Source organism: Prescottella sp. GW823-FHT02E09 (assembly GCF_058797375.1).
Genome location: NZ_JBXAJP010000002.1, coordinates 61,485 through 71,866, shown reverse-complemented (window position 1 = coordinate 71,866; position 10,382 = coordinate 61,485). Strand labels below are relative to the sequence as shown.

General features: G+C 70.0%; 11 protein-coding genes. 5 read left to right on the top strand and 6 right to left on the bottom strand.

Annotated features, from left to right (window positions below; all coding sequences use genetic code 11):
* The first annotated feature begins 89 nt into the window (after window positions 1–89).
* Entirely contained in the window at window positions 90–482 is a 393-nt protein-coding gene (locus AC1RIF_RS04560) for a hypothetical protein (RefSeq protein ID WP_492600201.1), read from the top strand.
* A gap of 19 nt (window positions 483–501) precedes the next feature.
* Here the strand turns inward: AC1RIF_RS04560 and AC1RIF_RS04555 are convergent, their stop codons facing one another.
* Genes AC1RIF_RS04555 through AC1RIF_RS04540 form a run of 4 tightly spaced genes read right to left on the bottom strand, consistent with a single transcriptional unit; the run spans window position 502 to window position 4,943 of the window.
* Complete coding sequence (locus AC1RIF_RS04555) at window positions 502–1,497, bottom strand: AurF N-oxygenase family protein (RefSeq protein ID WP_492600200.1); 996 nt, start codon at window positions 1,495–1,497, stop codon at window positions 502–504.
* The gene (locus AC1RIF_RS04550) at window positions 1,494–2,405 is read right to left on the bottom strand and encodes a prephenate dehydrogenase/arogenate dehydrogenase family protein (RefSeq protein WP_492600199.1); all 912 of its coding nucleotides are present in this window, start codon (window positions 2,403–2,405) and stop codon (window positions 1,494–1,496) included. Before AC1RIF_RS04550 ends, AC1RIF_RS04555 begins: the two co-directional genes overlap by 4 nt.
* Window positions 2,402–4,564, bottom strand: a complete 2,163-nt coding sequence (gene pabB / locus AC1RIF_RS04545; RefSeq protein WP_492600198.1) for an aminodeoxychorismate synthase component I — start codon at window positions 4,562–4,564, stop codon at window positions 2,402–2,404. The genes AC1RIF_RS04550 and pabB overlap by 4 nt, the downstream gene beginning before the upstream one ends.
* Window positions 4,565–4,571: 7 nt before the next feature.
* Window positions 4,572–4,943: a chorismate mutase family protein gene (locus AC1RIF_RS04540; protein ID WP_492600197.1), complete on the bottom strand. Its 372-nt coding sequence runs from the start codon at window positions 4,941–4,943 to the stop codon at window positions 4,572–4,574.
* 435 nt (window positions 4,944–5,378) lie between these two features.
* Here AC1RIF_RS04540 and AC1RIF_RS04535 point away from each other — a divergent pair, with 435 nt between their 5' ends.
* Window positions 5,379–6,641 (top strand): lipase family protein, encoded by a 1,263-nt coding sequence (locus AC1RIF_RS04535; protein ID WP_492600196.1) that lies wholly within the window; start codon window positions 5,379–5,381, stop codon window positions 6,639–6,641.
* Between the two features lie 142 nt (window positions 6,642–6,783).
* Here the strand turns inward: AC1RIF_RS04535 and AC1RIF_RS04530 are convergent, their stop codons facing one another.
* The gene (locus AC1RIF_RS04530) at window positions 6,784–7,122 is read right to left on the bottom strand and encodes an RNA polymerase-binding protein RbpA (RefSeq protein WP_114722367.1); all 339 of its coding nucleotides are present in this window, start codon (window positions 7,120–7,122) and stop codon (window positions 6,784–6,786) included.
* Between the two features lie 172 nt (window positions 7,123–7,294).
* Here AC1RIF_RS04530 and AC1RIF_RS04525 point away from each other — a divergent pair, with 172 nt between their 5' ends.
* From AC1RIF_RS04525 to AC1RIF_RS04515, 3 genes are all read left to right on the top strand, one after another.
* Window positions 7,295–7,627, top strand: coding sequence for a hypothetical protein (locus tag AC1RIF_RS04525; RefSeq protein WP_492600195.1), 333 nt, complete (start codon window positions 7,295–7,297; stop codon window positions 7,625–7,627).
* 101 nt (window positions 7,628–7,728) lie between these two features.
* Entirely contained in the window at window positions 7,729–7,899 is a 171-nt protein-coding gene (locus tag AC1RIF_RS04520) for a zinc transporter permease (RefSeq protein ID WP_492600194.1), read from the top strand.
* A 59-nt stretch (window positions 7,900–7,958) separates the two neighbouring features.
* Complete coding sequence (locus tag AC1RIF_RS04515; protein ID WP_492600193.1) at window positions 7,959–9,404, top strand: bifunctional aminoglycoside phosphotransferase/ATP-binding protein; 1,446 nt, start codon at window positions 7,959–7,961, stop codon at window positions 9,402–9,404.
* Here AC1RIF_RS04515 and AC1RIF_RS04510 read toward each other — a convergent pair.
* Window positions 9,401–10,378, bottom strand: coding sequence for an Acg family FMN-binding oxidoreductase (locus tag AC1RIF_RS04510; RefSeq protein ID WP_492600192.1), 978 nt, complete (start codon window positions 10,376–10,378; stop codon window positions 9,401–9,403). The two genes, AC1RIF_RS04515 and AC1RIF_RS04510, sit on opposite strands and share 4 nt — an antisense overlap.
* Window positions 10,379–10,382: the final 4 nt, after the last annotated feature.

The following is a 10,382-nucleotide window of genomic DNA, read 5'->3' as shown; positions in this document are numbered from 1 at the left end:
ACACCGCCGATTCGTAGCGGAGGAGGCGTACGGGGACTAGCGTCGAACCCACTGGACCGCCCTTCCGTCCACACAGTTTGGAGAGCGCCATGAATCTTTCGAACGCCACGAAGGCCTCGGTCGCCTCGGGCCTCGTCCTCGTCGCACTCGGGGCGGGCGTCGGCACCGCCTACGCGGCACCCGCCGCCGCGCCCGGCGACGTTGCCGTCCCGCTCGTTACGCCCGTCGTCGACAAGCAGACCGCACAGGACAACCTGATTCGCGAGATCACGATCGGGTGGGAGACAGGCGGCCCCGCGGGTATGGCGATCGGCGCCGGTGTCGGGCTCGCGATCGGCTGCGTCTCGATCTTCCCGAACTTCATCGCCGGCTGCATCGTCGGCACCGGGATCGGCGCCGCGGTCGGCGCCTACAACGGCATCACCGGCGCCAACCCGAACGTGCAGCCGGCGTTCTACGAGTGGCTCAACGCGACACCGTGATCGAGAGGACGTCCCGATCTCACCACTCGTAGGGGACGTCGTCGCTCACCCCGAGGTCGTCGCACAGGCGGCGGATCGCGCTGCAGTCCTGCACCAGCTGCTGCCGGTCGGCCGCGTGGGCGGCGTCGGCCACCATCGCCGCCCCGCCCCGCACGTTCTCCGCCTCCATCACCGCAGTCCATGTCGCGAAGTCGTTGGCACGGAACGCCTCGAGCCCGTCGGCCAACCCGGCCAGCAGGATCCGCCGGTTGTCGCCGTCGAGGCGCTCGAACACGATCTTCAGCAGTTCCCCCGCGATCGACGAGTGGCAGTACTCGTCCCGCCGGTGCAGCACCACCGTCGCCCGGTTGACCGGTTGCACGTTGTCGTCGTCGGTCATCAACCCCAGATACGCGCTGATCGAGGTCTCCGCGACCGTCGTGAAGGCCAGGCTCACCAGTGCCGACTCGCGGGGAGTGTCCGCGGCCGCGACGGCCGCGTGGTGCCGTCGGACGGTGGGCCCGTACGGCAACCGGCTCTCGACCAGGTTCCAGCCGCGCCGACGCCGGGTCAGCGCGCTCGCGTTGAGGTGCATCAGCGTGTGGTACTGCTCGTCGACCATCGCCTGCAGCGTCGCGACCGTGAGGTTGTCGCCCAGCCCGGTGCCGAACGCATCCTGCGACAGCAACCGGAACCCGGGATTGACGACGTACTGCTCGACATCCATCACGTTCTTGTTGTAGGCGATCCACGCCCACGCGAGGATCCGATCACGGGTGGGCTCGTCCAGACCGCGGAACCGGTCGTGGTCGTGGAACGGGATCAACGTCTCGGGGTAGTCCGCCTTCACCGGGTCGAACAGATCATCCAGGTCGGGTTCGGGCCGTTTCACCGTCGCCCGCCGCGGCCAACTCCCGGCCAGACTGTCGATGATCGCGCTCTCGACCGGGTCGGACGGATCGAACGGCGGCAACGACGGCAGCCGCAGCAACTGCTCGTGCGCGGCGGCCTCCTCGCCGAACGGGTTGTCGGTCACCGCGTCCCCCCGTCCCCGTGCGGCGGTGCGTGCAGGCCCCCGAAGAGGTCGGCGCACAGCCGGCGATAGTCGTCCACCCGATCGCCGAGGGGGCCGACGGCGTCGGCCATGAGGTCACCGAACGCGTGCTCGTCACCGCCGTCGACCACCTCGGACAGCCGGGACAGCGCGGACGCCAGCGCCGCCCGGGCCCGGGCGGCGGCCGGGTTGCCCGCCTGGACGTCGTGGTAGACCTCCGGCACCCCGGATCCGACGCGCGCGAGCAGCGCCAGCAACGTGGTGTGCGGCGGGGGCGCGATCGCCGCCGCCGTGCCCGGGTCGACGCCGACCTCGGCCAACGCCAGCCCGAACGCCAGCACGGTCGCATGCGTCAGCGCCTGCGTCGCCGCCGCGATCCGGTCGTGCTCGTCGGCCCCGACCCGGACCACGCGGGCGCCCCAGCCTCCGACCGTGTCGAGGAACCGGTCCACCGCCGGCGCGGGTTGGTGGACCACCGCGGCCACCGCCCGCCCCGGCAACCCCAACCCGGGCGCGAACATCGGATTGATCCCCACCGCCGGCCGGCCGGGCGCCCCGTCGAGCAGAGCGCGGTGAATCCGGGTTTTCACCGACAGTGTCTCGACCAGCAGCGCACCGGGCCGCAGGATCCGGGTCAGTGCGGGTACCGCCGCGACCGCGACGGATTCCGGCACCGCCAGCACCACCGTGTCGGCCTCGGCGAGGACCGCGCGCACCGCCGCGTCCGGCGCGATCACATCACCGGTGACCCGCCCCGCGGCACCGACCCGGTCGACGACCGTGACGTCGTCGCCGTCCGCTCGCAGCAGGTCCACCAGCATCGATCCGACCGCGCCCGCGCCGCCCACGACCGCCGGCCGGCCGGTCACCCGGTCCACCTGCGCGGTCATCGGTCCCCGCCGCCGGTCCCGGCATCGTCGGGAGCCGAGGTCACCGACAGGCACCGCCGCATGGTCACGGCCTTGACCATCGTCTCCTCGAGTTCCTCCTCCGGATCGGACAGCGCCACGATCGCGCCGCCCACACCGAACGTGACGCGGTCGTCGGTCGCGACCATCGTGCGGATGACGATCGAGAAATCCGCCGTCCCGTTGATCGAGAAGTAGCCGATGGCGCCGGAGTACACGCCACGCGGCCCCTCCTCGAGCTTGTCGATGATCTCCATCGTGCGCAGTTTCGGCGCACCGGTCATCGAACCGCCCGGGAACGCGGCCCGCACACAGTCCACCGTCGACACGTCGCGGCGAAGGGTGCCACGGACCGTCGAGACCAATTGGTGGACAGGGGCGTACGTTTCGACGTCGAACAACTTCGGCACGTGCACCGAACCCGGGACGCACACCCGGGACAGGTCGTTGCGCACCAGGTCGACGATCATCAGGTTCTCGGCACGGTCCTTCTCGCTGTCGAGCAGGTCCTGGCGCAGGGACGCGTCGTGCTCGGGCCGCGCGTGCCGCGGCCGGGTGCCCTTGATGGGCTTGGATTCGACGACCCTGTCCACCCCGATCCGCAGGAACCGCTCCGGGGACGCACTGAGCACCGCCACCCCCGAGAACTGCAGCAGCGCACTGTACGGGGTGGGACTGATCTCGCGGAGCGTCTCGTAACTCTGCAACGGATCGATCACCCGATCCACCGTCGCGGCGTTGGTCAGGCACACCTCGTACGATTCGCCGGACCTGATCTCGTCGAGGCACTGGCCGACCAACGCGAGGTACTCGTCGCGGTCGTGCCGCAGCCGGGGCTTGGTGTCGTCCTCGAGCTTGACCAGCGGATGCGGGGGAGGGGACTCCACGGCCTCGTCCAGTTCGCGGATCTCGGCCTCGATCGCCGCGAACCACTCCGGCACCCGAGGGTCGTCGGGGTCCTCACTGAGCGCGAGCAGGTAGCAGCGGCCACCCAGATGGTCGATCACCACCGCCCGGTCGGCGAACACGAACGCCGCGTCGGCCGTCGGTGACGTGTGGACCAGCTGGCTGCCGGCGTCGGCCTTGAGCTCGTAGCCGAGATACCCGACGTAGCCGAGACCGAACGCGAACGGCAGGTCCGGGATCGGCGGCACCGCGCGGTCCCGCAACTGCTCGTCGATGTAGTCGAAGAAGCGCTGGTGCACCGACTCGACCGGACGGCCGTCGCGGTGCACGCAGACCGTCGTCTCCGCCACCCGGTACGTGATGTACTCGGCCAACGGCCCGGAACAGTCGCCCATCACCGAGAAGCGCGACTCCGGTTCGATCGCGGCGCTGCCGTCCAGCCAGAAGCTGTTCGGGCCGTGCGCGAACAACCGGCCGTACACGTCCTGCGGGTCGACGGCACGATCCACCCGCCGCGAGTGCACGACGTACCGGGACTCGGGCATCGAGGCGTCCCGCGGTTCGGGGTCGGGTTCGTCTGCGGCCCGCGGGTTCGCCGCGGCGACGGTGGGCGGGGACACCGACACCGGCGCCGACCGCGACGACGACCTGCCGGACCGCGTCGGCGTCAGGTCCCGGAAGTTGCCCATCAACTCGCGCCCGTACTGCGTGCAGATCGACTCGGGATGGAACTGCACCCCCCACAGCGGATGTCGGCGGTGCTTCGCGGCCATGATCAGGCCGTCGTCCGTCCAGGCGTGCTGCTCGAGTTCCGGCGGCAGGCTCTCGACGATCAGCGAGTGGTAGCGGACGGCCTGGAACGGTGACGGGATGCCGTCGAAGATTCCGGTTCCGGTGTGCCGGATCGGTGACAGCCGTCCGTGCATCGGAACCGGTGCCAGTCCGACACTGCCGCCGAACAGGTGGCACAGACCCTGGTGTCCCAGGCACACGCCCAGCACCGGAATCTCCCGATTCGCGATGGCGCGCGCGCTGACACCGAAGTCCCGCTTGCGGTCCGGGCGTCCCGGCCCCGGCGAGATGACGATGTTGTCGAAGGCCTCGATGTCCACCGATGCCCAGTCCACGTCGTTCTTCACCACGCACGGTGGTTCACCGTTCACCCCGGACAACAGGCTGTACAGGTTGTAGGTGAACGAGTCGTAGTTGTCGATCAGGAGGGTGCGGGTCGACATGGCGCCATCAGCCTGTTGCACGGTTCGCGTCGCCGTCCGAGCCGATGACGATGTCCTCGACGCGGCACGTCTCACCGATCATCACGTCGTACAGCCCGCGCAGGAAATCAGGGGACAACCCGTTGGCGTGGGCGAACTCCTCGGCCCGCGCCTGGACGAGGTTCACCCGACCCGGCTGCATCATCGGGATCCCCTGATGCCGCTTCACCTCGGCGATCCGAACGCACACGTCGATCCGGTCCCGAATGTCCTCGAGAAGTCGACGGTCGATGGCGTCGAGTTCGGCCCGTAACCGCACCAGTCCCGGCTGGTCGGTAGCGATGCTTCCCGGATGGGGCCCTGCGGTGTCGGCTCTCGCCGAGCCGTTGGTGTCGTCCATGCGCCACCTCGCCTTACGTCTGTGGGACCGGCGCGGTAGTTCTTCGAGCCATCGCGTCAGCCGAATCCGCTAGCTGTGTGCGTTCCCTTCATGATGTCACGGGCGACTAGGCGAGGCGAATCCTTACCGCATATCGGATGCCCGTCCCGCGGGCGCCTCGAACAGTTCGGTGACGGTGCGGTCACGACCAGCGCCACTGTTTCCGGATTCGATTGCGTCGCATCCGATCGTGCTGTATTCGGACGCGAATTCATCCGTCGCGCAATGTTGTTCACCGGATTCGAGCGGTTCCCCGACGAAGTCGCATAGGCTGAGTCGCCGGCCGGTCGAATAACCCCGGCCGTAGCGCATTCCCGTATTCAACGAAACGCGCAATTCGGCGATAACACACAATTCGAGAATGTAGTCGGGGGACTACAGGACTCCTGGGGAGGGATGTCGATGCCGTTCCTGGCGCGAGCGCCACACCTACTGCTGTCCCGGCTACTGCCCGCCACGAACCGCGGCCGAGCGCTCGCCGCAGCCCTCGCGATCGGCGGCGCGACCGTCCTCGCACCGATGGCGGCCGCCGCGTCACCGATCTATCCGGTCGCCGATCCCGACCCGTTCTACAGTCAGCAGGACGCAGCGGCCGCGGAGGCGCCCGGGGACGTCCTCGCGGCCCGCCGCATGCCCCCGCTGCCGCAGTTCCCGAACACGTCGGTGTGGCAGATCAAGTTCCGGTCCACCAACTCCGAGAACCTGCCGATCGCCGCGGTCACGACGGTCCTCGCGCCGGACGGCCGGCAACCGAACGGCCCCCTGCTGTCGCTCCAGCACATCATCAACGCGCTCGGCGCCACGTGCGCCCCGTCGCGCGCGCTCTACACCAGCGATCCGAATCTGATGATCCGCGAGGCCCCGGCCCTCAACGTCGCGCTGGCGCGCGGGTGGACCGTTGCCCTGCCCGACCACCTGGGTCCCACCAGCGCGTACGGCGCGGCCCGACTGGGCGGACAGATCACCCTCGACGGCGTCCGCGCGGTGCAACGCGTCCCCGAACTGGGGCTCACCGACAGCCCGATCGGATTGGCGGGGTACTCCGGCGGCGGCATGGCCACCTCGTTCGCGGCGGCCCTCGCGCCGTCGTACGCGCCCGAACTCGACATCGTGGGCGTCGCCTCCGGCGGTGCGCCGATGAACATCGGGAAGATGGCGCAGGCCCTGGGCACCGCACCCCACCCCGCGTTCGGGCTGGCGCTCGCGGCCGCGATCGGACTCGAGCGGGAGTATCCCGACCGGCTGCCCATCAGCGAACAACTCAACGACAAAGGGATCGCGATGCGCAACGCGGTCGCCAACGCCTGCACCAACGACATCCTCGCCACCGGTGCGGGTCACAGTGCGGCAGAGATTTCCCGGACCACGGAACTGCTCACCAGCCCGGCCGCCGAGGCGGTGCTCGACGACAACAGCATCGAACGCTATCCGGGCGTGCCCACGGCGCCGCTGTACGAATGGCACAGCCCGACCGACGCGCTGATCCCCGTCGACTCGATCGTCGCGACCGTGCAGCGCTACTGCCGGGCCGGTGCGAAGGTCGAATCGGAGTTGTTCCCGAGCCCCGACCACCTCACCACCGCCGTCCTCGGCGCGCCGCGCGCCCTGGACTACCTCGACGCCCGGTTCCGCGGGGAGCCCGCACCCAGCAACTGCTGACCGGCCGTGCCGGCGAGCGAGCGTTTCCATCGGGAAACACGCTCGGGTGCGGCAACGCTCGCACGACCGCCGGAACAGACAGCGGCGCCGCCACGGAAAGATCCGTGGCGGCGCCGCCGAAGTGTTCGCGCGCGCTGGCGGACTATGCGCCGCGCCGCTTCGCCTTGAGCAGGTCCAGACGCTCCTTGAGCAGCTCCTCGAGCTCCTCCACCGAACGACGCTCCAGCAGCATGTCCCAGTGGGTGCGCGGAGGCTTGACCTTCTTCGCCTCGGGCGCGGTGCCCTCGAGCAGGGTGCCCTCGAGGCCGTTCTTGCACAGCCAGGTGCCGGGGATCTCGGCGTCGTCGGCGAACGGGACGTCGAACTCCTCGCCGTTGTCGCACCGGTAACGAGCCATGCGGCGGGGCGCCAGGTCGTGGTCGCGGTCGGTCTCGTAGCTCACCGCTCCGAGTCGGCTACCTCGAAGTACGCGATCTGCCATGGGGTGTCCTCTCCTCGTTCTTCCGCCGCGCCAGTTCGCCATAGGCGGCGCACCGAGCGTTCACAACCCTCTACAACGTCCCGGAATCCCGAATCGTTCCCGAGACTCACGTGGATGCGGCCGCCCTATCTTACCGGGAAGACCCGTACGGCCCGCAGTAAGGTGTGCGTCCATGGCCGTAGCTTCCCGTAGACCGGAATCCTGTGTGTGGTGCGGCCGCGAGGTGGCCCCCGTCGGGATCGGACGTCGGCGCCGCTACTGCCGCCAATCGTGCCGCCAACGCGCCTACGAGCAGCGCAACGCGGTCAAGGGCACGTCCATTCCGGTCGACGCGGTGGTGCTGACCGCGGAGGAGGCCTCGGCCCTGTCCGACCGGATGTTCGAGCTGCGCTGCGCGGCGGAGGACGTCGCGACCGCGATCGCCGAGGACGCCGAGCACGCCGAACTCGGTGACCTAGCGGCACGACTTGTCGGGATGGCCCGCGACGCCGAACGATTCCGCTGACTCCGCGATTCCACCCGACCCGGCCCCGAAGCGGTGTCCCGGTGCCGTGAACCCCACTACGGTGGGAGGTGTCAGCGTGGAGCGGACCGAAAGGAACCGACATGACGACCCCGGAGCACCATCCGCACGACCCGGCAGATCACCCGCACGTCCACGGCAAGGACTGTGGCCACGAGGCCGTTCGACACGGCGATCACGTCGACTACATCCACGACGGTCACCGGCATGCCGAACACGAGGGCCACTACGACGAGCACGGCGAGGTGGGCTGACCTCGTTGGAGTCTGCGCCCGATCGGCCCTTCGCCGCACTGCGCGAAACACACTCCGGGGTGGTCGTTCTTCTCGGCGATCGCGTGTACAAGGCCAAGAAGCCGATCCGCACCGAGTTCCTCGATTTCCGCACCCTCGCCGCCCGCCGTGCGGCGTGTCAGCACGAGGTGGAATTGAATCGCCGGCTCGCGCCCGACGTCTATCTCGGTGTGTCCGAACTCGGCGACCCGGCCGGCGGAGCGGGCGAGCCACTGGTGGTGATGCGGCGCATGCCCGAGCAGGCACGACTGTCGACGATCGTGGCCGCACCGGATACCGCGGCGCGCACAGCAGGTGCCGAGGGCGCGCGCATCGACGCGATCGCCGACATCGTCGCCGACTTCCACCGCACCGCTGACCGCGGTCCCACGATCGACCGCGAGGGCAGCGCCGACGCGGTGCGACGGCGCTGGCACAACAACATTCGCGAGACACTCGGGCTCGACCGGAACGTCCTCGCCCCGGAGCGGCTCGACCGCCTCGGCCGGTCCGTCGACCGCTACCTGGACGGACGTGGACCGCTGTTCGCCGCCCGGATCGCCGAGCGGCGGATCGTCGACGGGCATGCCGACCTGCTCGCCGACGACATCTTCTGCCTCGACGACGGACCCCGCATCCTGGACTGCCTCGAGTTCGACGACACGCTCCGGTACGTCGACGGGCTCGACGACACGGCCTGCCTCGCTATGGATCTCGAGTTCCTCGGGCGGCCGGACCTCGCGACGAGACTGCTGCACCGCTACACCGTGCGGATCGGGGACACCCCGCCCGCCTCGTTGGAACACCACTACATCGCCTACCGGGCGTTCATGCGCGCCAAGGTCGACTGCGTGCGGTACCTCCAAGGACGCAACGACTCCGCGCAGGACGCACACCGCCATCTCACACTCGCCGAATCACACCTCGCGCGGGGAACGGTCCGCATCGCGCTCGTCGGTGGTCTCCCGGCGACCGGAAAGTCGACGGTGGCCACCCACCTGGCCGACACGGTCGGCGCCGTGCTGCTGTCGAGCGACCGGATCCGGCGGGAGATGTTCGCCGACGAACGGGCCGCGCAACCCTCACCCGGCTATCGCGCCGGCCGCTACTCGCCGGAGTCGACGGCGCTCGTCTACTCGACGATGCTCGAACTCGCACAGCAGGCACTGACGCACGGCCGGTCCGTCGTGCTCGACGCGTCGTGGAGCGACCAGGCCCTGCGGCAGCGCGCCGTCGACATCGCGGCGCAGGCCTACGCCGACGTCGTCGCCCTACGCTGCGTCGTACCCGCCGACGTCGCCGCCACCCGCCTGCGGGAACGGGCCGCCAGCACGCGGGACCCGGACTCGGAGGCCACCCCGGCGGTCGCGATCGCGATGTCCGACGACGCCGACCCCTGGCCCGGCGTCACCGACATCGACACCACCCGGACCGTCGAGCGGTCCATCCGAGCCGCTGTCGAGCGGTGGGGGGCCGAGTCCGGCTAGACGCCGGCGTCACGCCACACGTCGTCGAGCCTGCGCCGACCCGTCCTCTGCACCACGAAGTCGCCGGAGGACGGCTCGCCGATCCGCACCACCACCTGAGGGAATCGGGTCCCCGCACCCCGCGATCCCTCGGCTGTGGCGGCCGCCCGCACCATCTCGCGGCTGGCGGCGATCTCCGTCAGATGGGTCAGCGAACACGTCGCCAGACCCCGCGCGGTCGCGTCGAGCAGCAACTCCGACAGCGCCTCACCGCACCGCAGCCAGTCCAGCCTGGTGTCGGTATCGGTGCCCAGCACCGCCAGCGCCGCCCGGTCCGGACCGGACACCGACTCCAGGGTGCCGTGCGGAAATCCGCGCCCCACCTCCACGGCTCCGCTGTCGGGCAGCGCGCGCGTCGGCACACCGGTGTCGTCATCGGTGTGCCCGGTCCACCAGAACAACTCGGCATGGTAGGTGGCATCGTGGCGGCGCAGCGCCGCCCCGACACGGGTCGCCTCCGCCAACCGACTCGGCCCGTCCTCACCGAGCATCGCCATCGACACCGCATGCCTCGCGACCACCCCGTCGAGACCCGCCAGCGCGGTCGACGCCGGGGCACCGAAGGCGCGGCGATCCGTCCATCGCCCCTCGATCGCGTCACGCAGCGCCCGGGAGCGGTCCGACGCGCCGCCCGGGACGAACGCCACCGACGCCAGCAGCAACGGGTTCCCCGGATCCGGGAGCCGATCGATCAGCACCCCGAAACCATGCTCGGCGACCGCCACCTCGAGGTGATGCAGCATCGCCCCACAGCTGATCACCATCTGCCGAGCCGACGGATCGACGACCGGCAGCGCACGGGTGCGGTCCGCGTGCAGCTCCAGACTGCCGCAGCTGAACACCCACGACCACGGCTGACTGTTGTGCAGGGACGGTGCCCGGCACGCAGTCGACACCGCGGCGCGGATCGCGTCCGGAGCCGTACGGGCGGTCATGAAC

Excerpts from the sequence above, each read along its gene's own strand:
- AC1RIF_RS04530 (WP_114722367.1), bottom strand. The coding sequence starts at position 7,122 with ATGGCAGATCGCGTACTTCGAGGTAGCCGACTCGGAGCGGTGAGCTAC.
- AC1RIF_RS04510 (WP_492600192.1), bottom strand. The coding sequence starts at position 10,378 with ATGACCGCCCGTACGGCTCCGGACGCGATCCGCGCCGCGGTGTCGACT.
- AC1RIF_RS04540 (WP_492600197.1), bottom strand. The coding sequence starts at position 4,943 with ATGGACGACACCAACGGCTCGGCGAGAGCCGACACCGCAGGGCCCCAT.
- pabB (WP_492600198.1), bottom strand. The coding sequence starts at position 4,564 with ATGTCGACCCGCACCCTCCTGATCGACAACTACGACTCGTTCACCTAC.
- AC1RIF_RS04525 (WP_492600195.1), top strand. The coding sequence starts at position 7,295 with ATGGCCGTAGCTTCCCGTAGACCGGAATCCTGTGTGTGGTGCGGCCGC.
- AC1RIF_RS04535 (WP_492600196.1), top strand. The coding sequence starts at position 5,379 with ATGTCGATGCCGTTCCTGGCGCGAGCGCCACACCTACTGCTGTCCCGG.
- AC1RIF_RS04550 (WP_492600199.1), bottom strand. The coding sequence starts at position 2,405 with ATGACCGCGCAGGTGGACCGGGTGACCGGCCGGCCGGCGGTCGTGGGC.
- AC1RIF_RS04560 (WP_492600201.1), top strand. The coding sequence starts at position 90 with ATGAATCTTTCGAACGCCACGAAGGCCTCGGTCGCCTCGGGCCTCGTC.
- AC1RIF_RS04520 (WP_492600194.1), top strand. The coding sequence starts at position 7,729 with ATGACGACCCCGGAGCACCATCCGCACGACCCGGCAGATCACCCGCAC.